Raw genomic sequence first — 21,585 nt, 5'->3', positions numbered from 1 at the left:
GAGCGGGGGATTGAAGGTCCGCCGCTCTAGCATCGGGGGTGACGATGCAACAGGAGAAGACCATGAGAAAGACAACCAGACTTGCACTCGTTTTCGCAGCCCTGGCCGGCGCCGTCGGCACCGCTGCCTATGCAGACGAGCACTCCGTGGCCGGGCCGCGCGACGGCATGATGATGCGCCTCGGCAAGGTCATGAAGGACAATGACGGCACCATCACCTTCGACCAGTTCTCCGACGCCATGAACGCGCGGCTGAAGAAGATGGTCGCCGACAATGGCGGCAAGCTGACCGTGGCACAGCTCGCCGACGCGCTCGAGAAGGCACGCTCCGAGCAGATGGCCAGGCGCATCATCGCCCGTTACGACACCAAGGGCAACGGCACGCTGACCGCCGATGACATCACCAGCCGCCAGAAGAAGGTCTTCGCCATGCTCGACCGTGACAATGACGGGAAAATCGAGAAGAACGAACTGCCGAAGGGTCCCGGCGGTCACCGCCAATGGGACGGCGAGGGCAATGATGGCACTGACGGCATGCAGTGAGAATTGATAACGCTCCGGCGGTGCGAGCCGCCGGAGACTTATTTTGTCATTCAGGCGGCGGCCTTGACCGCCTGCGCGGCTTTCTTGATCGGGATGCGTACCGAGACGATCGTGCCGGTGCCTTCGGTCGAGCGGATCTTCAAGGCGCCACCCTGAAGTTCGGCCAGCGAGCGCGAGATGGCGAGGCCGAGGCCGGAGCCGGCATGGCTCTTGGAGAACTGGTTTTGCACCTGTTCGAATGGCCGCCCGAGCTTGCTCAGCGCCGCCTTCGGGATGCCGCAGCCATTGTCCTCGATCGTCAGGATCAGCGCGCTGGAAATGCTGCGGGCTCTGACCGAGATGTGGCCGCCTTGCCCGGTGAACTTCACCGCATTGGACAGAAGGTTGATGAGGATCTGCTTGATCGCCCTGCGGTCGGCGAACAGCGTCAGCGAATCGGCGATGCGGGTTTCGACGGTGATCGACTTTTCCGCCGCCTGCAGAGAAACGACGCGAACCGTCTCCCTGATGAGCGGGCAGAGATCGATTTCTTCCTGATCCAAGGCGAACTGGCCGGCCTCGATCTTCGACATGTCGAGGATGTCATTGATCACACCGAGAAGATATTTGCCGCTGCCGTTGATGTCGGTGGCATACTCTTCGTAGCGCGGCGAGCCCAGCGGCCCGAACAGCCGCCGTTCCATCAGTTCCGAGAAGCCGATGATCGCGTTGAGCGGGGTGCGCAACTCGTGCGACATGTTGGCCAGGAATTCGGATTTGGCCCGGTTTGCCGCTTCGGCGCGCTCGGTTTCCTTCATGTATTTGCGATTGAGTTCGACGAGCTCACGCGCCCGTTCTTCTTCCGCGCGGCGGGCAAGGCTGAGGTCATGGATTGTCGCCATCAGCCGGCGCTCGCTGTCGACCAGCTTCTCCTGGTGCAGCTTGATCTGGGTGATGTCGGAGCCGACAGAGACGGTACCGCCGTCCCTTGTCCGCAACTCGTTCACCTGCAACCAGCGGCCGTCGGCAAGCTGGCGCTCGAAGGTCACGCCTCCCTGCGGTCCGTTGGTGTTGGCAAGCCGCCGCTCCGAGGCGAAGGCCAGCATGCGTTCCTCCAGAACGGCGCGCGGAGCGCCCGGCATCACGTCGCGATCCAACAGGCCGTTGTCCTGCTGGTATTTGGAATTGCACATGATCAGGCGCTCGGACGAATCCCACAGCACGAAAGATTCGTTGATGTTTTCGATGGCCGTCCTCAGGCGCAGGTCCGCCGCTTCGGAGCGCAGCGCCAGATGCCGCTGCTCGGTGACGTCGACGGCGATGCCGATCAGCTGGATCTCCGGCGCTTCCGGGTCGATAACGTGTGCTCTTGCGCGCATCCAAACCCATTGCCCGTCGGCATGGCGCATCCGGAACACCTGGTCGATATGGTCGATCTCGCGTGCGACGATCCTGTTGGCGAGTTCGAACAAATCGCCGTCCTCGGGATGAATGATTTCATCGACTTCGCCGAACGACAGCATCGTGTCACAAGGCTCGTAGCCCAGCATGTCGTACATCGAGCGCGACCAGTACATCTTGCCGCGCACCATGTCCCAATCCCAGAGGCCGCAGCGGCCGCGCACCAGCGCCATGTCGATGCGCTGGTGGGCTTCGAGATAGATGCGATCGGCGGCCTGGGCGCGCGCCGCCTGGCCGAAATAGGCGTAGAGGATGATGATCAGCACACCGGCCGTCAGCACGAACAGCGTGACGTTGAGTGAGACCGTCTTGCGCCAGGCGTCAAAAACTGCCTCCCGCGGCACGAACGCTGCCGCGGCACCCTTTCGGCCGTTCGCCAGGCTCACTGCCGCGTACCAGTCCTGTCCGCCGATGCTGACCTCCATCACCCCGGCGCGGTCGCCGAACATGAACAGCGGCTGCCCGCCCTGTACGACGCCATCGAGCGACCGGCCCTCCCAGTGCATCGACTGCGGGGATACGGCAATGATCTTGAAGGCGCTATCGGTGATCGCCAGTACGTGGCTTCGGCCCATCGCGCCCTGACGACCGGTGCTCTCCAGCAGGTCCTGGATCGCGCCGGGCGTGGAACCCATGGTCGCATCGGCAGCGATCGAACTGGCCAGTTGGCCGGCGGCCAGCGCAAGGATCGCCTTGGCGTCGCGCTCGATCTCGTCGCGCTCGTTCATCAGTGACAGAAAGCGCAGTACTGCGATGATCAACAGAAACATGATAATGAGGGCCGGTATCGATCGCCGCAACAGCGGCTCGGCTGCCAGCAGCCGTCGGTAGGCAGGTTCGGCGATGAGCCGCGTATTGCCCGCGAGACCGTCGCTTCGCGCCTCGCGCCGCCCAAAAGCCGTCCCACCGGGCGCGCCCCACGCGTCCGCCTTCGCCATAAATGGCACTCCCCGATTTTCTGTCCCGCTTGACGATCCGGCAACGCCGCACTTCCGAATCGTCACTAAAGAATCAAAGGTGATTCGCCTTGTCCAGAGGCGCGGCGAAAAAAGATTAAAAATCGACTAAAATGACGGGGTTTTCGGGGGGTCTTCCCTTTTTCCCACAAGGGGACAACGGAGGTCGCTTACGCCAGGGTGCGCTCGACGATGTCTCGCAAATCGGCCGACAGCTTCTCGGTATTGGCGATCGAAAGCAACGCCTCCCTTGCCTTGGCCTGCCGCACCGGTTCGAGCGAGCGCCACGACCTGAGCGCCGTCGCCAGCCTGGCGGCCACCTGCGGGTTGCGTTTTTCGACCTGCAGCACCGTTTCGACGAAAAGCCGGTAGCCTTGGCCGTCGGCGCGATGGAAGCCGGTCTGGTTGGCGCTGGAAAACGTGCCGATGAGTGCCCGTACCCGGTTCGGGTTGGCCATCGAGAACGCGGGGTGGCCGGTCAAGGCGCGCACCGCGTCGACGGTTTGCGGGCCGGGCACGCTGGCCTGGGTCTGGAACCATTTGTCCATGACCAGCGCATCGGTTGCATATTTCGCCTCGAAATCGGCCAGCGCCTTGGTCGCCTCCGGTGAGCCGTGGTGACGGTGCGCAAGCACGGTCAACGCCGCGGCCCGGTCGGTCATGTTGGTCGCCGACTGGAAGTGCCGGGCAGCGAGTTCCGCACCTCCCGGCAGCAAGCACAGATAATCCAGCAGGACATTGCGCAGCGCCCGCCGCCCGGCACTGGCCGCATCCGGGCTGAACGGACCATTGTCGGCGAGCCGATCGTAAAGTTTGGAGAATATCTCGCTATTGGTCTCGGCGATCGCAACCGCGAGCGCCTCGCGCGCCGCGAAAATGGCGTCGGGGTCGATGTTCTTGCCGATGTCGCGGGCGATATCGGCCTCGCCGGGCAGCGCCAGCGCCAGTGCCCGATAGGCGGGTTCGAGCGCTTCGTCGCTGGCTATTTTGCCGGCAAGCCCGGTCAGCCGGGCGCTGAACTCGGGTTGCCTGTGGTCCAGGATCTGGCGGAAGGCTGCAATCAGCGCATCGGTCAAAAGCGTGTTGAATGCCTGCCAGCGCGAGAAGGCGTCGCTGTCGTGGCCAGCCAGAAAAAACTGGTCGTCGGGCCGCTGCTCGACCGAAAGTGTCACCGGCGCCGAAAAGCCGCGGTTGAGCGACATGGCTGGACGCTCGGCAATCCCGGAAAACCTGACGACATGGCGGCGTTTGCGAATATGGATGACACCGTCCTCGACGTTCGCCCCTTCGGCGCCGCTGTGGGCTATCGCCTCGCCACCGGCGCCAACCAGGCCGAAGGCAAGCGGAATGTGCATCAGCCGCTTGCGGCTTTCCGACGGCGTTGGCGGCACCGACTGCTCGATTTCGAGCGTGAATTCCCGCGCTGCCGGATTATACGCCGAACTGACGGTCAGGTTCGGCGTACCGGCCTGATGATACCACAGCGAAAACTGCGACAGGTCGCGACCCGAGACGTCTTCGAACACTTTGATGAAGTCTTCGATCGTCGCCGCCTGGCCGTCGTGACGTTCGAAGTAGAGGTCCATGCCGGCGCGGAACGTCTCGGCGCCGAGGATGGTATGGATCATGCGCACGACTTCCGAGCCTTTTTCGTAGACCGTCGCCGTGTAGAAATTGTTGATCTCGCGGTAGCGGCGAGGCCGGACCGGATGCGCCAGCGGCCCTTGGTCCTCGGGAAACTGATGGGCGCGCAGCGTACGAACCTCGGCGATGCGCTTGACGGCGCGCGAGCGCTGATCGGCCGAGAATTCGTGGTCGCGGAAAACCGTCAGGCCTTCCTTCAGGCAAAGCTGGAACCAGTCGCGGCAAGTGATTCTGTTACCTGTCCAATTGTGGAAATACTCATGGGCAATGATGGCCTCGATATTGGCGAAATCGGCGTCGGTCGCGGTTTCCTGGTCGGCCAGCACATATTTGTCGTTGAAGATGTTGAGACCCTTGTTCTCCATTGCGCCCATATTGAAGTCGGACACGGCGACGATGTTGAAGACATCGAGGTCGTATTCGCGGCCGAATGCCTCCTCGTCCCATTTCATCGACCGTTTCAAAGCGTCCATGGCGTAGCCGGCGAGCCTCTCCTTGCCCGGTTCGACATAGATTCCGAGCTCGACCCTGCGGCCAGACAGGGTGACAAAACTGTCCGAGATCTTGCCGAGGTCGCCCGCCACCAGCGCAAACAAATAGGACGGCTTGGGGAAGGGGTCGTGCCAGACCGCATGGTGCCAGCCGCCGGCAAGCTCGCCGCTGCCGGCCGGGTTGCCGTTGGACAAAAGCAGCGGCGCCTCATTGCGCTCAGCTTCGATACGCACCGTATAGACCGACAGGATGTCGGGACGGTCGAGGAAATAAGTGATGCGGCGAAAGCCTTCGGCCTCGCATTGCGTGCAATAGACGTCGCTCGAGCGATAGAGGCCCATCAGCGCTTCGTTCTGCGCCGGCGCCAACACGGTTTCAATTCTCAGCTGGAAGCGCCTTGTCGCAGGGGGGCTGATGATTGTCAGTTGATCGGGCGTGACGAGAAAATCCGCAGGGCTCGGCTCCTGGCCGTCGATGGCGATGCCGCGGAGCGTCAGCCCGTCGCCATCCAGCACCAGTGGCACCGACGCCGCAATCCCGTCGCGGCGTTCGACCGTCAGCACGGCGGTCACATGCGTTGCTTCAGGCGAAAGGCGGAAAGTCAGGCTGGTTTCCGGAATGAGATAATCACTGGGGCGATAGTCTTCGAGCTTGAAGACCTGGCCGGTATCTGTGCGCATTCCTTGATTTTTCCTGTCGATCCGGGTGCGGCGGGCGGGTCCGCTGGTCCAAATAATTTGAAGTCTGCGCTCTTTACACGAAACGCTCCCTCGACAAAACTGCAGCGACGTCTATTTCAGGCGATCATTTCCCAAGCATCATCGCGAGGCTTCCATGACCGTCGTCACGCCGAAATTCGGAACGAGCGCCTCTGTGTTGCGTCGCGAGGATGTGGCCTTCATCAAGGGCGCGCGGGAGGCGGGTACGATCGGGTCGACGCCTGCCGCGCTCAATGCGGTGACCGACGCGCACTACCGCACCTACGGCATCAGGCATATCGACATGCCGGCAACGCCGGCGTGCATCTGGGCGGCGATCGAGGAAGCAAGAGGGGCGTGACAGCCAGACCGGATTTGCCAGTGCTTGCAGTTGGCGACCTGGCCGGCGAGCACAGCACGCTGACCGGAATCTTGCTCAAGATCGTATCGGTGGCGGTCTTCGTCGGCATGTCGTCCTGCATCAAGGCGGCAGGCACCGTCCCGGCGGGCCAGATCGTCTTCTTCCGCTCCTTCTTTGCCATTTTTCCGATCATCGCCTTCCTCGCCTTCCAGGGAAAACTCGGAACCGCCTTTTCGACAAAGCGCCCGCTCAACCACATTGCGCGCGGCGTCGTCGGTGTCTGTGCCATGGGGCTCGGCTTCTTCGCGCTGACGCGGCTGCCGCTGCCGGAGGCGATCACACTGAACTACGCGCAGCCGCTGCTGGTCGTGGTGTTCAGTTCGATCTTCCTCGGCGAAGCCATCCGCATCTATCGCTGGAGTGCGGTTGCCGTCGGCCTGGTCGGGGTGCTGATCATCTCGTGGCCGGAACTGACGCTGCTCAGTTCGGGCGCTGCCCTTGGCGATCAGGAGGTGCTTGGCGTCATCGCCGCCCTGATAGCCGCGGCGATCTCGGCCATCGCCATGCTCCTGGTTCGCAACCTCGTCCAGAGCGAGCGGACGGCGACCATCGTGCTGTGGTTTTCGGTAACCGCGAGCGTCATGGCGCTGCTTTCGCTGCCATTCGGCTGGCAGGCGCTGACGCCAGCACAGGCGGGGCTTCTGATTGCCGCGGGTTTTTGCGGCGGGCTTGGCCAGATTCTGATGACCTCGGCCTATCGCCATGCCGAGGCTTCCGTCGTAGCACCTTTCGAATACACTTCGATGATCCTCGGCGTCGTCGTCGGCTATCTGGTCTTTGGCGATATCGCCACGATCAACATGCTGGTCGGCGGCATGATCGTGGTTGCGGCGGGGATTTTCATCATCTGGCGCGAGCACCAGCTGGGTCTCGAACGCACCCGCACCCGCAAGGCCGTCGCGCCGGAAGGGTGATCAGCCCGCTGCGTCGGTCCGCTCTTTCGCCAGCCGCATCAGCACCGCCCGCGTCTGCTCGTCGGCGGGGAAAAAAGATTCGATCGCCAGCTCCGCCAGCGTCACGTCGAGCGGCGTGCCGAACACGGTGATGGTGCTGATGAACGACAGCACCGCGTCGCCATGGGCAAGCTTGAGCGGATGGACAATCGCGTTCGGTTCGACCGGCGCCGGCCGGCTGCTTTTAAGGCCGGACGGATAGGCCCGAAGCTCGCGCTCGAGCTCGACCAGAACCGGATCGGCGGCAGCGTCGTTCTGCCGCTTCAGCCGCTCCAGAAGATGCGTCCGCCATTCCGCAAGGTTGACGATGCGCGGCGCGATGCCGCCGGGATGCAGGCTGAGGCGCAAAACGTTGACCGGCGGCTTCAGCAGGGAGGCGTCGGCGACATTGGCGAGGAACGGGCCGATGGCGGCGTTCGCCGACACCAGGTTCCAATGCCGGTCGACGGCAAGCGCCGGGAACGGCTCGTGCGCCTTGAGCACGGTCTCGACCGCCGCCATCGCCGGTGCCATCGAGGCATCGTCAAGTGGTCGTTCGCTGAAGCTCGGGGCAAAGCCGGCGGCCAGCAGCAGCTGGTTGCGCTGCCTGAGCGGGATCGAAAGCTGCTCCGCCAGATGCAGCACCATGTCACGCGAGGGTGCGGCGCGGCCGCTTTCAACGAAACTCAGATGCCGCTGCGAGATCTCGGCCTCCATGGCGAGGTCGAGCTGGCTCATGCGCCGGCGTGTACGCCATTCGCGAATGAGACTGCCGGCGGAAATCTGGGCTGCTGTCATAACGAGATGACTAGGCCGGCAGTGGGCGCATTTCAATTACCTGCGAGATCATGATGCCGCCCTTCCTTCCTCGCAAGGGGAGGACGGAAGACGCGTTCTGCACCGTTACCCAAGTGCCCGCAACTTCGCCTTCACTTCGAGGAAATCCCGCCACGCCAGCTTCTTGTGCGCAGGCGTTCTCAACAAATAGGCCGGATGCAGGGTCGGCATGGCGGGAATGGCGACGCCAGACGGGGTCGTGTGGACGCGCCAGTTGCCGCGCAGCCGCAATATGCCTTCGGAGGTGTTGAGCAGGGTCTTTGCCGACGGGCCGCCGAGATTGACCAGCACCTTCGGATTGACCAGTTCGATCTGCCGCTCGATGAACGGCCGGCAGATCTCGGTCTCGTGCGGCGTCGGCGTGCGGTTGCCCGGCGGCCGCCAGGGAATCACGTTGGCGATGTAGGCAGATGTCCGGTCAAGACCGATCGCGGCCAGCATGCGGTCGAGCAGCCGGCCCGAGCGGCCGACGAACGGCAAGCCCTCTATGTCCTCGTCGCGGCCCGGCGCTTCGCCGACCAGCATCACCGCGGCAGTCGGATTGCCGTCGGCGAACACCAGGTTCTTGGCGGTGAATTTAAGATTGCAGCCGTCGAATGCCGCCATGTGCTGGCGAAGCTCGTCGAGGTTTGCCGCCGATCTCGCCAGTTGCCGCGCCAATGCCGCCTGCGCCTCGTCGGGCACCGTTGACATGGCCGGGGACGTTCGCACTGCCGGTGCCGTATTCGGTCTCTCGCCCATTTCGCCGCGCGACACGCTCGTCGACCGATGAGGCGATGCATTTTCACCGGCCGGCAGAGCGGCCGCCGCAGGCACCCGCTCCGGCGGCCTGGCTTCTGCAAACCTGTTTACCGGCTGTTCTTCAAGTGCCTCGTCGACGCCGGCGCTGGCGTAGAAGGCCAGCAGCTCGGCGAGATCGGCTCGGCTAGTGTGGGGGGCGGCAGTCATGGTTTCACATTCGGCCGCGGAGCTTGAATTTGCAAGTTCAGCTCGACGGTATGCGCGGATCCTGCACCAGATAGAACGTCCAGCGCGGCGTGTAGTCGGTGATCAGGAAATAGAAGCTGGCGGTCTTCAGCGGGTCGATCTTGCCGTTCTTGAACAGCAGGCGGTCATACGGTTCGAAATTGCGGTCGAAATCGGCGTAGCTGCTCGACCAGATATTTTCGGGCGTTTTGTTGCGCTGGTCGAACGACAGGCCGTCGCCGAACACGCTCGGCTGGTCGAGGATCTCCTGGAGTTCGAACTGGAACTCGACCCAGGCTTGGCCGCTATTGTTGAGCACGTCGATGCGCATATACATCAGACCATTGGCGAAGTCTCCCGCCTTGCCGAACGGCTGGATCGGCCTTGTCGTGCGAATGGCCAGCGTTACCGGCGTCGCTGAATTCAGCTCTTCGGTGATGACCAGCGGATCCTCTTTCGTGCCGATGCCGGAAGCCCCGGTGATGCGGAAACCGCCGCGCTCGTCGGAAAAGGAATAGGCGCCGGTCGCCCAGACCAGTTGCTGCTCGGCACGGGCATCGAGGGCCGTCAGTGGCAGAAGCGCCAAGAGCGCCGCACGGCAAAACCGGCCGGGCGTGAAAAAAAAGCGCGTCGATGAAAAGCCAGCCGGCCCGAATATGCGCATGGCGGGAAGTATGGCCGATAAGCAAGCCGTCGAACAATTAAAAACATCAGTGCGACATATCTGTGCAAACGGAATAGGATTGAAGATTGATGCTCGTCACCGCGAATCTGTGCGGCAGGACGCGACTTTTTGATGAAATCGGTATTGTCACGTCCGCGCCGGTTTCCCGTCGCTATTTGATGCGCTATGCAGCGCGTGAGCCAGCAAGATGCCGGGAATAGCGAGCCAGTGAGGGATCGATGAGCGATATCGAACGCGAAAGCATGGAATTCGACGTGGTCATCGTCGGCGCCGGCCCGGCCGGCCTCGCCGCCGCGATCCGTCTCAAGCAGGTCAATCCCGAGCTTTCCGTCGTCGTGCTGGAAAAGGGCGGCGAAGTCGGCGCGCACATCCTGTCCGGCGCCGTCGTCGATCCGATCGGCATCGACCGGCTGCTGCCCGGCTGGCGCGAAGAGGAGGGTCATCCCTTCAGGACACCGGTCACCGACGACCATTTCCTGGTTCTCGGCCCCGCCGGTTCGTTCCGTCTGCCCAATATCCTGATGCCGCCGCTGATGAACAATCACGGCAATTATATCGTCTCGCTCGGCAATGTCTGCCGCTGGCTGGCGACCAAGGCCGAGGCGCTGGGCGTCGAGATCTATCCGGGCTTTGCCGCGGTCGGCCTGCTCTACAACGAGGCCGGTGCGGTCACCGGCGTCGTCACCGGCGACATGGGCGTCGAGAAGGACGGCACGCACGGTCCGGGCTTTGCGCCGGGCATGGCGCTGATGGGCAAATATGTCTTGATCGGCGAGGGCGCGCGCGGCTCGCTGGCCAAGCAACTGATCGCCAAATACCACCTTTCCGACGGTCGTGAGCCCGGAAAATACGGCATCGGCCTCAAGGAACTCTGGCAGATCAAACCGGAAAACCACCGGCCGGGCCTTGTCCAGCATTCCTTCGGCTGGCCGCTCGATTTGAAGACCGGCGGCGGCTCCTTCCTCTACCATCTCGAGGACAACCAGGTGGCAGTCGGCTTCGTCGTTCACCTGAACTACAAGAATCCCTATCTGTCGCCCTTTGACGAGTTTCAGCGCTTCAAGACCCATCCGGCGATCCGCGGCACCTTCGAGGGTGCCAAGCGGCTGGGCTATGGTGCCCGCGCCATCACCGAAGGCGGCTGGCAATCGGTGCCGAAACTGTCCTTCCCTGGCGGTGCGCTGATCGGCTGCGCAGCCGGCTTCGTCAACGTGCCGCGCATCAAGGGCTCGCACAATGCCGTGCTCTCCGGAATGCTGGCGGCCGAGCATGTCTGTGATGCGATAGCCGCCGGCCGCACCAATGACGAGCTGGCCTCCTACGAGGCCGCCTGGCGCGCCACCGATATCGGCAAGGACCTGAAGAAAGTGCGCAACGTCAAGCCGCTATGGTCGCGCTTCGGCACCATTGTCGGCGTCGGCCTTGGCGGCCTCGACATGTGGCTGAACACGCTGTTCGGCTTCTCGCCCTTCGGCACGATGAAGCACGGCAGGGCCGACTATGCGACGCTGGAACCGGCCGCCGCGCACCAGAAGATCGCCTACCCGAAGCCGGACGGGGTGCTGACCTTCGACCGGCTGTCGTCGGTGTTCCTGTCCAACACCAACCACGAGGAGAACGAGCCGGTGCATCTGCTCGTCGCCGACATGGACCTGCAGAAGCGCTCTGAGCATGACGTCTATGCGGGACCCTCGACGCGTTACTGCCCGGCCAGCGTCTACGAATGGGTCGACAAGGATGGCAATGCCGCCGCCGATCCTGCGGCCAAGGATGTGCGCTTCGTCATCAACGCGCAGAACTGCGTGCACTGCAAGACTTGCGATATCAAGGACCCGAACCAGAACATAAATTGGGTGCCGCCACAGGGCGGCGAGGGCCCGGTCTACCAGAACATGTAAGTCACAAGGTTTGCTCCGGACTAAACAAGATGAGGAGCAGCGCAACCGTAGGATTGTTGAATAAACCGCCTGCCTGTGTTTCCTTTCTGCGGCGACAGGGAGGAAGGAAAAATGCGCCTGGCAGTTCTGACGAGCGTTGTGGCGATCGGGGCATTGTGCGCCCCTGCAGCCTTGGCCGGCACTAAGGTGCTGGTCAAGACACGAACTTACAACATTGCCGGAACCACCGGCGCGGCCCTGATCGAGGCCATGGATCGCAGTGGGCCGAAGCACGGCTTCATGACCCACGCCATCGCGCAGACCGGCTACAGCGTCGATGATTGGACCTTCGACGCCCAACGGGAAAACGGCGTCTGCCGCCTGCGCCAGGCCAACGGGACGCTCAATCTCTTCTATACCTATCCCAAACTAGTCTCAGCCACGTCGCCTGCGCTGCAGAAGCGCTGGAAGCGGTTCTTCGCTGGCGTTCGCGCCCATGAAGAGACCCATGGCCGCATCGCCAGACAGATGATGCGGGCCACCGAAAAGTCGCTTCGAGGGCTGACAGTCGGTGATGACCCGCACTGTTTCGAGGCACGTCGCGAGGCAAAGCGCCGGATCAATGCCATCTATGCCGAATACGAGGCAAAGCAGATCGCCTTCGATGCGCACGAGCATCGCGACGGCGGCCCTGTCGAGCACCTCATCCGCGCTTTTGTGGGCCAGTAATAAGCCAGGTCGAGATTGGACTGCGGATTTTCAGCTTCGCGTCCCGCCAGGCAGCGCCGCAAGCGCGGTCGCCGTCTGGTGCTCGTCGAGCGGCTTTTGTTCATCCGACCGAAGCGAAAACTCCACCAGCACCGGCAGATGGTCTGAGCCGGTGTCCTCAAGGGTCGACGCCGAATGGATAACAATGGCGCCCTTGCTGAAGACCTGGTCGATCGGCAGTCCGGCGAAGCGCAGGAAATCCGGCAGCCTTCTGTAGAGCCAGGTCGGCCCGACCGACGGCATTACAGTCAGCTTGCCAAGCGATGCGACGCGCCGGACGGCGGCGCTCCATGGCGCTGCGTTGCAGTCGCCTGCCAGGATCGACATCTCGCCAAGCGAGGCGATTTCGTCAGACAACCCTCCAATCTGCCGTGATTGGTTGTGCGGCCATGGCCAGGTGAGGTGGATGGCGGCGACATCGACGTCGGTTCCGCCGAAATCGACCGTGGCGATCGCCATCGCGCCGCGGCTGTCGCAGTGCGGCTCCGCGCCTATGGCAAACGGTCGTCTGGACAGCAGCGCAACGCCGAACACGCCATTGGGATATGGGCAGAGGATCCGGTAGGGATAGGTGCCGGATAGCAGCCCAAGCTTTGCCTTCCACATCTCGGACACCTCGTCGAGGGTGATAACATCAGGCTGGGTCCGGCCGATCAGCGACAGCACCTTCTCAGGCGTTGGATTGTTGAACCTGAGGTTCATCTGCAGCAGGCGGTAGACTGGCTCGTCACCGGCTTTGGCTTCGTAGGCGGCCTGCACCTGCCATAGCCGCGAAAGCGGCAAGGCATTCGACGTGGTGGCAAAGGAGGCTATCGCAAACAGCAATGCGGCCGCGGCCTGCAGGCGAAACGAGGTGGCGAGCAGCGGCAGCGCGCAAAGCGCCATCAGCACCGAAAAATGGACGCGGAAATGAGCAAAGGAATCGAGGGCCGGATGCAGCGATCCGAAGAACCCGGCCACCAGCGCGGCCGAGAGTGCAAGCATTGCGACGAATGCCAGCGCAACCGTCATGTCCCGAACACGTGCCATCGCTTTGTCTATCGGCAGAAGTGCGGCTCAATCAAGATGACGAAATGTCCTGACCTGGACCGACACATGCGATTCGGCATTTACTGGAAGGCAGTTTCCGAAAAGCTCCTGAGTTTGCGCGAATGCAGTCGGTCCATCGGCATTTCAGCCAGCTTCTCCATCGCCCTGATGCCGATGGTCAGGTGCTGCGCTACTTGCCGCTTGTAGAACTCGGTCGCCATGCCCGGCAACTTCAATTCGCCATGCAGCGGCTTGTCGGATACGCAAAGCAGCGTGCCATAGGGCACCCGGAAGCGGAAGCCGTTGGCGGCGATCGTCGCCGATTCCATGTCGAGCGCGATCGCCCGCGACTGCGACAGCCGCTGGACCGGCCCGCGCTGGTCGCGCAGCTCCCAATTGCGGTTGTCGATAGTGGCGACGGTGCCAGTGCGCATGATGCGCTTGAGATCATATCCGGAAAGCCCGGTGACCTCGGCGACCGCTTCCTGCAGAGCCACCTGGATTTCGGCTAGCGGCGGGATCGGCACCCAGACCGGAAGATCGTCGTCGAGGACATGGTCTTCTCGTACATAGGCATGGGCCAGCACATAATCCCCGAGCGCCTGCGTGTTGCGCAGGCCGGCGCAATGGCCGAGCATCACCCAGGCATGCGGCCGGAGCACCGCAATATGGTCGGTGATCGTCTTGGCGTTGGAAGGCCCAACGCCGATATTGACCATGGTGATGCCGCCATGATTCGGCTTCTTCAGATGATAGGCCGGCATCTGCGGCAGGCGAGGCGGCGCAGCACCCTCACCGGGCGCGCCGTCCCCTGCTTTGGTCACGATGTTGCCCGGCTCGACGAACTCGACATATCCATCACCGCCATTGGCCATCAATTCGCGTGCACGGGCGACGAATTCGTCGATGTAGAATTGGTAGTTGGTGAACAGCACGAAGTTCTGGAAATGCTGGGGACTGGTCGCCGTATAATGCGACATCCGGTGCAGCGAATAATCGATGCGTTGCGCGGTGAACGGCGCCAGCGGCCGTGCCTCGCCCAATGCCACTTCGAACGTGCCGTTGGCGATCTGGTCGTCGGTGCCGTCGAGATCCGGCACGTCGAACAGGTCACGGATCGGCCGTTTGATGCGCTCGGCAGCAGTCCCGTCGACATGCGTGCCTTCGAGGAAGGCGAAATGCAGCGGGATGGGAGTGGTCGATTCCGAAACCGTGACGGGAACGCCGTGGTTGCGCATGATCAGCCGAAGCTGTTCGGTGAGGTAGCTTTCGAAAAGAGCAGGCTGGGTGACGGTGGTTGAGAAATGCCCTGGCGTCGGCATGTGGCCATAGGCCTGCCGCGAGTCGATTTGCGTGAAGGAACTCGTGGTGACGCCGATCTCCGGATAGAAAGCCCGGTAGCGTTTGTTGTTGTCGCCGCCCGCGGCGAGCGCGGTAAATGAATCGCGCAGGAACTTGGTGTTGCGGTCGTAAAGCACCTGTAGGGCGGCGACCGCCTTCTTGGCGTCGTTGAAGCTCTGCCGGCCAAACGGCTCCGGCGTGACCACCGATTCAATGGCTTGGGGATAGATTCGCTTTTCCATGACCCAATATAGAGAGTTGGACGCGCGGTTGGGAGGGGGTAAGGCGGCCCCAATACGCGCTGTCGGCGTTTTTCGGTCTGCTAACCGCGCTGCAGGCTAACCAGCAGCACAAAGCCGAGGCCTGACTTCCTCAACGCAGGCGCCTCGATCGTCGAGCCGGCATTGGTGCGCATCGTCGGCACGGCCAGTACCGGTACCGAAAGAACAGTCAGGATGAGCGCCGCGCGCGGCAGCAGCCGAAGCGTCTTGAGGGTGTTGGCGGCGAGGCGGTTCATTGGCGTTTTGCTTTTCTCTAAAGGTTCAGCTCTTTGTCGTTTCAGTGGTGAAGATGGTTCAAGCAACCGAGTCGGCAGGAACTGGCGACGTCCCAGGAGCGGGACGGCCGGCCGGCTTCGGCGACAAGGACGGCGAACAACATGCCGAACAGACTCATCAGCAGGCAGACGATGGTGAAGCGGCGGGCAAGCATTGCGCGGTGTCTCCTTCAACACGCATGACAATGCCTTGCCCCGGCTGAACCGGCTCTGATCCCGGCGTTCATCTGCGGTTCAAAAATGGTTGATGATCTCTGGGAGGGTCCGCTGTGAGTGCAGCGACCCATGGCGACACCATGGCTGCGAGACCGATAACATGAAAACGGGGCCGACTGGCCCCGCTCACCCCGGCAGGAAGGGCACGATCAGAGCTTGTGCCAGGTCTGGCTCTTGCAGATCAGCCCGCCGAGCACGCAGCCGCTCATCTTGAGAGAACTGCCGGAAAGCGAAGCCTTGCCCGAATACGTCTTGTCGGTTTCCGGGTCGGTTATGGTGCCGGCATATTTGTTGTCGCCGGCAACCTTCAGTGAACCGATGTTCTTGCCGGCAAATTTGCCGGATTTGAGCGTAATCGAAAATGCCCCGCCGCCACCCGAAATGGCGGCAGTCGATCCGGCTTGCGTTTTCCAATTGCCTTCGATCGGATCGGCCCACGCCGCGCCGGTCATCATTATTGCGGCCGCGAGGGCCAGGCTCACTTGTCGAAACATGTCTTTCCTCCCTCAGGTAAGTCCAATCGGGCTCCGTCCCGGGTGTCTGCCCCTTACGCAAACGTAAGCTAGTCCAGCTCCCGGAAAAACAAAAGCGGTGCCGCGACGGAAGGGTTGCGGGTTTTTGCCCGCTCCCGAACGGCCGCGCCGGCGAAAAATGAAACGGGCCGCACACGTCTTTGTCTTCTGTGGTTAGCGGAGTCTTGATCCGCGCCTCGCAAGTTTTCTTCAAATCTTGTGCAAACCGGCGCGATTGCTGGCTTTGTATCCTTAACGAATTTTCGCGTTTACCTCTTGTTTTAGCTTTGTTTTCCTCAAATTAAGCACGCCATTTAACGACGGATTCAAGCCTCCGGGGCATTCTCGAAAGCATCGAAAGAGCGGCCGCCCCCGACGGTAATCAAGGACACCGAGGGACAGACGGAGACAGCTCTCGGGAGCCAGAACAGGGGATTTGAAATGGCACGTTTTGAAATGCTTGAAGCCGGCTTCGGCGCCATGGGGGCAACTGCCCAGGCCGATATTCTTTTCGAGTTGGGCATGATGTATGCGACTGGCCGCGATTGCGAGACCGATGTCGTCGCCGCCCACAAATGGTTCAACATCGCCGCGATCAAGGGTTCGGCCCGCGCCGCGGAACTGCGCGCCGAATTGTCCGCCGCCATGTCGAAGGTCGAGATCGCCAAGGCGCTGCGCGAAGCTCGCGAATGGATGACGATGCACTGAATTCGCCGGCATCGACTTCACAAGGATACTGACCTCACGACAGGGACGCTTCGGGTCAAGGCCGCGCAGAGGGCCGGGCCCGGAAAAATCAAGGCCGCGCAAGACGGCCGGGCCAACAAGATCAAGAACACGGCGGACGAGCCGCGCCATAAACCGTTCAAACAGGGAAGGCGAGCAGATCCCGGTGGTGATACCTCGGGAAGCTCGATGAGAAAAGCTGCGACCGGCCGGAACAAGGCTGGCGCGGCTTTGTCTTTGGGACAGCATATTACAGGCCCAATCGAGCGCCGACGATGCGTCTAGACAGCTCCGGTGAAGGATGAAATTCTCTCGCCATTCTGGAAGAGGCGCGGCCGGGATGGTCGCGCGAGAGTGGAGGAGTTGTGTCACCATGAAGAAATTCAGTATTTTCAGCGCAGCCATATTTGGCCTGATGATGACCGCGCCGGTCGCCTTCGCCGATGACATCACCTTTTCGGTGGTCGGACCGATGACCGGTCAGCTTGCCAACATCGGCGATCAGTTTAAGCAAGGCGCGCAAGCCGCCGCCGACGCGATCAACGCGGCGGGCGGCGTCGACGGCCGCCAGATCAAGCTCGACATCGAGGATGACCAGTGCGATCCGAAGCAGGCGGTTTCGGTCGCCAACCGCATCATCGCCAACGGCGTCAAGTTCATCGATGGCCACGCCTGCTCGGGCTCCAGCATTCCGGCCTCCGCTGTCTACGCCGAAGCCGGTGCGCTGATGATGAGTCCGGCTTCCTCGAACCCGGTGTTGACCGACGCAGCGGCGAAAGCCGGCTGGCCGACGATCATGCGCCTCTATACGCGCGACGATGCGCAGGGCGCTTTCATCGGTCCCTGGATCGCCAAGAAATATGCCGGCAAGAAAGTCGTCATCCTGCACGACAAGAGCGCCTATGGGCAGGGCGTGGCCGATGCCGTGAAGGCAACGATGAACCAGAACGGTCTCAATGAAATCCTCTACGAGGGCATCAACGCTGGCGAGAAGGACTATTCCGCTCTTGTTACCAAGCTCAAGGAGCTGAAAGCCGACGTCGTCTATTTCGGCGGCTATCACCCCGAAGCCGGCCTGATCCTGCGCCAGTCGGCGGAGCAGAACCTCAAGTTCCAGTTGATCATGCCGGACTCGATCGCTTCGCCGGAATTCTGGCAGGTTGCCGGTCCGGCCGGCGAAGGCACCATGTTCGTCTTCCCATCGAATCCGCAGGCGAAGCCCGAAGCCAAGGAGGCCATCGCCAAGATCAAGGCCGGCGGCTTCGTGCCTGAGGGCTTCACGCTGTTTTCCTATGCGGTGATCCAGGCCTTCGCCGAAGGCATCAAACGCGCCGGCAGCGACGATCCGGCAAAAGTCGCCGAAGCGTTAAAGAACGGCCAGCCGATCAGCACGGTTGTCGGCTCGGTCACCTTCGACGAGAAGGGCGACCTCAAGAACGCGAGCTACGACATCAACCAGTGGCATGACGGCAAATACGCGCCGATCCAACCGTGATGGCCGCGGCGCCGCAAGACGCGCTGCTGTAATCGAACATGGCCGGGGGTCAAACCCGGCCACATTTTTTTTGGCGACGCCTTTGTCACGCGTTCGAGATCACTTCGTGGATAGGGAAACAGCAGTCAACTGAGGTTCCTCGACAAAGCGAACCAGCACGGTGCCGTCGGTTACCTGCGCGCCTTCGGCAGCAATCTCGGCGATAACCCCGTCATGGGGCGCGGCAATGGTGTGCTCCATCTTCATCGCCTCCAGGATCAGCAGCGGCTGGCCCTTGATCACGGACTCGCCTTTGCCTGCACGCACCAATTTGACCAGGCCGGGCATTGGAGCGCGCAGGCTGACGGAAGCGGCGGCGGCTTCGTCGGCTCGGGCCAGCGGATCCGGCACGGCAAAACCGTAGCCGATGGCGCCATCGAAGACCGTGACGTGGCCCGGCCAGCGGGCGAGGCGAGGCGCCGCGCGGAGATCCCGCGAATTGACGCTGTCATAGGGCGCATCCAGCGCCACCTCGAACCGCCCGTCCGGCCGCACCGACACGCGCGCGCCGATCTCCTGCTCGCCAAACTTCAGCAGGGTGCTCCGCGCTACAGCGTGGAAATGCGCATAGCCGGCCAGTGACGACCAGGGATCGTCCGAGGACGGCAAGTCGCGCGCACCGGACGCGGCAAGTGCCGCGGCGGCAATCGTCTCACCGCTCGGCGGCGGAACCGCCGTCAACGCCTGCAGATGCCTGGCGATCAGGCCGGTATCTACATCGCCCGCCGCAAAATCCGCATCAGCGGCCAGCGCGGCAAGAAAGCCAGTGTTGACTGTTGAGCCGGCGATTTCTGTCTGCGACAGCGCCGCGCCAAGCGCTGTGAGCGCCGCCCGTCTGTCCCTGCCATGAATGATCAGCTTGGCGATCATCGGGTCGTAAAACGGCGAAATCGCATCGCCGGCGCGCACACCGGTTTCGATGCGCATGGTCGCACCCTCCGGTGCCGGCTGCGGAAATTTCAAATGGTGCAAGGTGCCGGTCGCCGGCAAAAACCCTCTTGCCGCGTCCTCGGCATAGATGCGCGCCTCGAAGGCGTGGCCGGAGAGCGCGATCTCGCTCTGCGTCTTCGGCAGTTTTTCGCCGGCGGCTACCCGCAACTGCCACTCGACCAGGTCGATGCCGGTAACCATTTCGGTGACGGGGTGCTCGACCTGCAGACGGGTGTTCATTTCCATGAACCAGAAACGGTCGGCCTTCAGACCTTGCGAGGCATCGACGATGAACTCGATGGTACCGGCGCCGGAATAGTGGATTGCCTTGGCGGCTTTCACCGCCGCCTCCGTCATCGCCTTGCGCAGTGCCGGCGTCATGCCGGGGGCAGGCGCCTCCTCGATCACCTTCTGGTGGCGGCGCTGCGCCGAGCAGTCGCGTTCGTGAAGATGCACGGCGTTGCCGAAATTGTCACCAAACACCTGCACTTCGATGTGGCGCGGCTTGTCGACATATTTTTCCACCAAGACGCGGTCGTCACCGAACGCGGCTTTCGCCTCGCGCCGCGCGCCCGACAGTGCTTCCGAAAAATCATCGGGATGCTCGACGCGCCGCATGCCTTTGCCGCCGCCGCCGGCGCGCGCCTTGATCAGTACGGGGTAGCCTATCTCGCGCGCCTTGGAGGCGAGCAACACGATCTCCTGCGCTTCGCCATGATAGCCCGGAACGACAGGCACGCCGGCCTTTTCCATCAGCCGCTTGGCCGCGTCCTTCAGTCCCATGGCACGGATCGAGGCCGCCGACGGCCCAATGAAGATCAGCCCCGCCGCGACCACCTGGTCGACGAAATCGGGGTTTTCCGACAGAAAGCCGTAGCCCGGATGGATGGCCTCGGCACCTGTGGCCAAGGCCGCCGCGATGATCTTGTCGCCGCGCAGATAGCTTTCGTTGGCGGGAGAGGCGCCGATATGCACCGCTTCGTCGGCCATTTCGACATGCAGGGCGTGAGCGTCGGCGTCGGAATAGACGGCGATGCTGCGCACACCCATCCTGCGTGCCGAGCGGATCACCCGGCAGGCGATCTCGCCACGGTTGGCGATCAGGATCTTGGCGAACATCGGGCCTCCACAGGCAGAGCTGCCGCCAACGGCGCGAATTCTCGTCACGCGAACTGCGGCAATGCCCTGCTTTGTAGTCTGGCGCTCAAAGGATAGGCAAGCGAGGCCTGCCTACTTTGAGGCCGCGATTTCGCAAGCTCCCCCGGTCGTGACCCTGTAACGGTCGCGGGTGACCTGGCAGGATTTCATCGCCATATCCTCGGCAGCCTTTTGCGAGGGCGCATTCAAGCGCGAGCCGCACAGGATGTACAACGAACGCACCCGGGAATACGGAGTGGTCGCATAAGCTGAATGGCCGCTGGCCGCCACATAGGCCTTATATGCCTTGGTGCATGGCCGATCCGCGGTCGCCGGAAAATACGGGTAGAAGCGGACGTCGCCCTTGCTTCCAGCCAGCGATTCCGCCGCGCCGACATTGGGGCTCGAAATTAGAAGCAACCCGGTTATTAGCGAGAAGACTGCTTGTTTAACGCTTATAGATTTCATTTTCCCACCCATTGAATACGTCGAAGGCCGACGAGTGTCGGTCTATTTGGAGGCAGCTATGGCGCAGGCCCCTGCAGTCGTGACCTTGTACTTGCTGCGCGCGGACTGGCAGGATTTCAACGCCAGCGCCTCCGCAGCCTTCTGGGATGTTGCATTCAGATAAGCACCGCAAATAGTGAATTCGGTTGCCCAGTTGAATGGCGTCATCGCATAGGCCGAGTGACCGCCAGCCGCCACATAGTCCTTGTAATTCTTGCCGCAGCCTCCGATTGTACCCGGTGCAAAATAGACCGGAAAACGGCTGTCGCCCTTGCTTCCCGCCAGCGATTCGGCGGCGCCGACATTCGGTGCAGAGGCCACAAGCAGTGCAAGTACCGACATGGTGGCTCGCTTGATTGATAAAGATTTCATTGCCAAACCCATTTGAACCCCAAACACTGAAATATATTCGCCTACTTGGAGGCAGCGATTTCGCAGCCGCCGCCTGTTGTAACTCTGTAACTGTTGCGGGCGGCCTGACAGGATTTCAACGCCAATTCTTCGGCAGCTTGCTGTGACGGTGCATTCAAGCGCGAGCCGCAGATGATGTACAGAAAACGCACCCGGGAATACGGAGTGGTTGCATAGGCTGAATGGCCGCCGGCCGCTACATAGGCCTTGTAGGCCCTGGTACACGGATCCTTCGGGCTCTGCGGCAAATAGGGATAGAAACGGGTCTCGCCCTTGCTTCCCGCCAGCGACTCCGCTGCGCCGATGCCAGGCGTCGCTAATATAAGCAACGCCGCAAGTATATGCGCAGTTGTTCTCTGAAAAACCTGCCGCCTCATCTTCGCCCAATCCCCATTGGTATTTGCGATGATCAATAGCCGTGATTCTTT

The 21,585-nt window shown here is 62.2% G+C and carries 21 protein-coding genes; 8 read left to right on the top strand and 13 right to left on the bottom strand.

The window, feature by feature from the left end; translation table 11 throughout:
• Positions 1-62: 62 nt before the first annotated feature.
• Positions 63-542, top strand: coding sequence for an EF-hand domain-containing protein (locus tag NKH59_RS08645; protein WP_352501790.1), 480 nt, complete (start codon positions 63-65; stop codon positions 540-542).
• Positions 543-592: 50 nt separating this feature from the next.
• Here the strand turns inward: NKH59_RS08645 and NKH59_RS08640 are convergent, their stop codons facing one another.
• Positions 593-2,920 carry a PAS domain-containing sensor histidine kinase gene (locus NKH59_RS08640; protein ID WP_352471019.1) on the bottom strand — a complete coding sequence of 776 codons (2,328 nt, stop codon included), beginning with the start codon at positions 2,918-2,920 and terminating at the stop codon, positions 593-595.
• A 188-nt stretch (positions 2,921-3,108) separates the two neighbouring features.
• Positions 3,109-5,754, bottom strand: a complete 2,646-nt coding sequence (gene pepN, locus NKH59_RS08635; RefSeq protein ID WP_353021541.1) for an aminopeptidase N — start codon at positions 5,752-5,754, stop codon at positions 3,109-3,111.
• A 154-nt stretch (positions 5,755-5,908) separates the two neighbouring features.
• Here pepN and NKH59_RS08630 point away from each other — a divergent pair, with 154 nt between their 5' ends.
• Positions 5,909-6,133 carry a hypothetical protein gene (locus tag NKH59_RS08630; protein WP_352616908.1) on the top strand — a complete coding sequence of 75 codons (225 nt, stop codon included), beginning with the start codon at positions 5,909-5,911 and terminating at the stop codon, positions 6,131-6,133.
• A 20-nt stretch (positions 6,134-6,153) separates the two neighbouring features.
• Positions 6,154-7,107 (top strand): DMT family transporter, encoded by a 954-nt coding sequence (locus NKH59_RS08625; protein WP_353021538.1) that lies wholly within the window; start codon positions 6,154-6,156, stop codon positions 7,105-7,107.
• On the opposite strand, the gene NKH59_RS08620 is transcribed toward NKH59_RS08625, so the two are convergent.
• The 3 genes from NKH59_RS08620 to NKH59_RS08610 all read right to left on the bottom strand — a co-directional run bounded on the left by NKH59_RS08620 (position 7,108) and on the right by NKH59_RS08610 (position 9,592).
• The gene (locus tag NKH59_RS08620) at positions 7,108-7,923 is read right to left on the bottom strand and encodes a helix-turn-helix domain-containing protein (RefSeq protein WP_352471021.1); all 816 of its coding nucleotides are present in this window, start codon (positions 7,921-7,923) and stop codon (positions 7,108-7,110) included. It lies immediately after the preceding gene.
• Between the two features lie 105 nt (positions 7,924-8,028).
• A complete protein-coding gene (locus NKH59_RS08615; RefSeq protein WP_352501793.1) occupies positions 8,029-8,910 on the bottom strand; it encodes a uracil-DNA glycosylase in 882 nt (293 codons plus the stop codon).
• Between the two features lie 37 nt (positions 8,911-8,947).
• Positions 8,948-9,592 carry a hypothetical protein gene (locus NKH59_RS08610; RefSeq protein WP_023677808.1) on the bottom strand — a complete coding sequence of 215 codons (645 nt, stop codon included), beginning with the start codon at positions 9,590-9,592 and terminating at the stop codon, positions 8,948-8,950.
• On the opposite strand from NKH59_RS08610, the gene NKH59_RS08605 reads away from it, so the two are divergent.
• The 3 genes from NKH59_RS08605 to NKH59_RS08595 all read left to right on the top strand — a co-directional run bounded on the left by NKH59_RS08605 (position 9,543) and on the right by NKH59_RS08595 (position 12,219).
• Entirely contained in the window at positions 9,543-9,725 is a 183-nt protein-coding gene (locus NKH59_RS08605; protein WP_198023574.1) for a hypothetical protein, read from the top strand. The genes NKH59_RS08610 and NKH59_RS08605 overlap by 50 nt on opposite strands.
• A 106-nt stretch (positions 9,726-9,831) precedes the next feature.
• A complete protein-coding gene (locus NKH59_RS08600; RefSeq protein ID WP_352471023.1) occupies positions 9,832-11,511 on the top strand; it encodes an electron transfer flavoprotein-ubiquinone oxidoreductase in 1,680 nt (559 codons plus the stop codon).
• Between the two features lie 111 nt (positions 11,512-11,622).
• A complete protein-coding gene (locus NKH59_RS08595; protein ID WP_352743249.1) occupies positions 11,623-12,219 on the top strand; it encodes a DUF922 domain-containing protein in 597 nt (198 codons plus the stop codon).
• Between the two features lie 30 nt (positions 12,220-12,249).
• On the opposite strand, the gene NKH59_RS08590 is transcribed toward NKH59_RS08595, so the two are convergent.
• From NKH59_RS08590 to NKH59_RS08570, 5 genes are all read right to left on the bottom strand, one after another.
• Complete coding sequence (locus NKH59_RS08590) at positions 12,250-13,287, bottom strand: endonuclease/exonuclease/phosphatase family protein (protein ID WP_353021534.1); 1,038 nt, start codon at positions 13,285-13,287, stop codon at positions 12,250-12,252.
• An 80-nt stretch (positions 13,288-13,367) separates the two neighbouring features.
• Entirely contained in the window at positions 13,368-14,870 is a 1,503-nt protein-coding gene (locus NKH59_RS08585; protein ID WP_352540756.1) for an AMP nucleosidase, read from the bottom strand.
• Positions 14,871-14,950: 80 nt separating this feature from the next.
• Positions 14,951-15,145: a hypothetical protein gene (locus NKH59_RS08580; RefSeq protein ID WP_352454349.1), complete on the bottom strand. Its 195-nt coding sequence runs from the start codon at positions 15,143-15,145 to the stop codon at positions 14,951-14,953.
• A 41-nt stretch (positions 15,146-15,186) separates the two neighbouring features.
• Positions 15,187-15,339, bottom strand: coding sequence for a hypothetical protein (locus tag NKH59_RS08575; RefSeq protein ID WP_023677802.1), 153 nt, complete (start codon positions 15,337-15,339; stop codon positions 15,187-15,189).
• 210 nt (positions 15,340-15,549) lie between these two features.
• Positions 15,550-15,894, bottom strand: a complete 345-nt coding sequence (locus NKH59_RS08570; RefSeq protein ID WP_023677801.1) for a DUF2147 domain-containing protein — start codon at positions 15,892-15,894, stop codon at positions 15,550-15,552.
• 459 nt (positions 15,895-16,353) lie between these two features.
• On the opposite strand from NKH59_RS08570, the gene NKH59_RS08565 reads away from it, so the two are divergent.
• Positions 16,354-16,620: an SEL1-like repeat protein gene (locus NKH59_RS08565; protein ID WP_353021531.1), complete on the top strand. Its 267-nt coding sequence runs from the start codon at positions 16,354-16,356 to the stop codon at positions 16,618-16,620.
• Positions 16,621-17,011: 391 nt separating this feature from the next.
• Positions 17,012-18,133, top strand: a complete 1,122-nt coding sequence (locus NKH59_RS08560; protein WP_352471026.1) for a branched-chain amino acid ABC transporter substrate-binding protein — start codon at positions 17,012-17,014, stop codon at positions 18,131-18,133.
• Between the two features lie 99 nt (positions 18,134-18,232).
• Here NKH59_RS08560 and NKH59_RS08555 read toward each other — a convergent pair whose 3' ends face one another.
• From NKH59_RS08555 to NKH59_RS08545, 3 genes are all read right to left on the bottom strand, one after another.
• Positions 18,233-20,221 carry an acetyl/propionyl/methylcrotonyl-CoA carboxylase subunit alpha gene (locus NKH59_RS08555; protein WP_353021528.1) on the bottom strand — a complete coding sequence of 663 codons (1,989 nt, stop codon included), beginning with the start codon at positions 20,219-20,221 and terminating at the stop codon, positions 18,233-18,235.
• 528 nt (positions 20,222-20,749) lie between these two features.
• The gene (locus tag NKH59_RS08550) at positions 20,750-21,130 is read right to left on the bottom strand and encodes a hypothetical protein (RefSeq protein WP_245274740.1); all 381 of its coding nucleotides are present in this window, start codon (positions 21,128-21,130) and stop codon (positions 20,750-20,752) included.
• 29 nt (positions 21,131-21,159) lie between these two features.
• Positions 21,160-21,534 (bottom strand): hypothetical protein, encoded by a 375-nt coding sequence (locus NKH59_RS08545; RefSeq protein WP_352685914.1) that lies wholly within the window; start codon positions 21,532-21,534, stop codon positions 21,160-21,162.
• Positions 21,535-21,585 lie beyond the last annotated feature (51 nt).

The organism is Mesorhizobium sp. M0998, assembly GCF_040318885.1.
Lineage (GTDB): Bacteria > Pseudomonadota > Alphaproteobacteria > Rhizobiales > Rhizobiaceae > Mesorhizobium.
This window is presented reverse-complemented; position numbering and strand designations above follow the sequence as displayed.

What these genes read in the sequence shown, in the direction of transcription:
- NKH59_RS08645 (WP_352501790.1), top strand. Translation starts at nt 63, where the DNA reads ATGAGAAAGACAACCAGACTTGCACTCGTTTTCGCAGCCCTGGCCGGC.
- NKH59_RS08640 (WP_352471019.1), bottom strand. Translation starts at nt 2,920, where the DNA reads ATGGCGAAGGCGGACGCGTGGGGCGCGCCCGGTGGGACGGCTTTTGGG.
- pepN (WP_353021541.1), bottom strand. Translation starts at nt 5,754, where the DNA reads ATGCGCACAGATACCGGCCAGGTCTTCAAGCTCGAAGACTATCGCCCC.
- NKH59_RS08630 (WP_352616908.1), top strand. Translation starts at nt 5,909, where the DNA reads ATGACCGTCGTCACGCCGAAATTCGGAACGAGCGCCTCTGTGTTGCGT.
- NKH59_RS08620 (WP_352471021.1), bottom strand. Translation starts at nt 7,923, where the DNA reads ATGACAGCAGCCCAGATTTCCGCCGGCAGTCTCATTCGCGAATGGCGT.
- NKH59_RS08615 (WP_352501793.1), bottom strand. Translation starts at nt 8,910, where the DNA reads ATGACTGCCGCCCCCCACACTAGCCGAGCCGATCTCGCCGAGCTGCTG.
- NKH59_RS08610 (WP_023677808.1), bottom strand. Translation starts at nt 9,592, where the DNA reads ATGCGCATATTCGGGCCGGCTGGCTTTTCATCGACGCGCTTTTTTTTC.
- NKH59_RS08600 (WP_352471023.1), top strand. Translation starts at nt 9,832, where the DNA reads ATGAGCGATATCGAACGCGAAAGCATGGAATTCGACGTGGTCATCGTC.
- NKH59_RS08595 (WP_352743249.1), top strand. Translation starts at nt 11,623, where the DNA reads ATGCGCCTGGCAGTTCTGACGAGCGTTGTGGCGATCGGGGCATTGTGC.
- NKH59_RS08590 (WP_353021534.1), bottom strand. Translation starts at nt 13,287, where the DNA reads ATGGCACGTGTTCGGGACATGACGGTTGCGCTGGCATTCGTCGCAATG.
- NKH59_RS08585 (WP_352540756.1), bottom strand. Translation starts at nt 14,870, where the DNA reads ATGGAAAAGCGAATCTATCCCCAAGCCATTGAATCGGTGGTCACGCCG.
- NKH59_RS08580 (WP_352454349.1), bottom strand. Translation starts at nt 15,145, where the DNA reads ATGAACCGCCTCGCCGCCAACACCCTCAAGACGCTTCGGCTGCTGCCG.
- NKH59_RS08575 (WP_023677802.1), bottom strand. Translation starts at nt 15,339, where the DNA reads ATGCTTGCCCGCCGCTTCACCATCGTCTGCCTGCTGATGAGTCTGTTC.
- NKH59_RS08570 (WP_023677801.1), bottom strand. Translation starts at nt 15,894, where the DNA reads ATGTTTCGACAAGTGAGCCTGGCCCTCGCGGCCGCAATAATGATGACC.
- NKH59_RS08565 (WP_353021531.1), top strand. Translation starts at nt 16,354, where the DNA reads ATGGCACGTTTTGAAATGCTTGAAGCCGGCTTCGGCGCCATGGGGGCA.
- NKH59_RS08560 (WP_352471026.1), top strand. Translation starts at nt 17,012, where the DNA reads ATGAAGAAATTCAGTATTTTCAGCGCAGCCATATTTGGCCTGATGATG.
- NKH59_RS08555 (WP_353021528.1), bottom strand. Translation starts at nt 20,221, where the DNA reads ATGTTCGCCAAGATCCTGATCGCCAACCGTGGCGAGATCGCCTGCCGG.
- NKH59_RS08550 (WP_245274740.1), bottom strand. Translation starts at nt 21,130, where the DNA reads ATGGGTTTGGCAATGAAATCTTTATCAATCAAGCGAGCCACCATGTCG.
- NKH59_RS08545 (WP_352685914.1), bottom strand. Translation starts at nt 21,534, where the DNA reads ATGAGGCGGCAGGTTTTTCAGAGAACAACTGCGCATATACTTGCGGCG.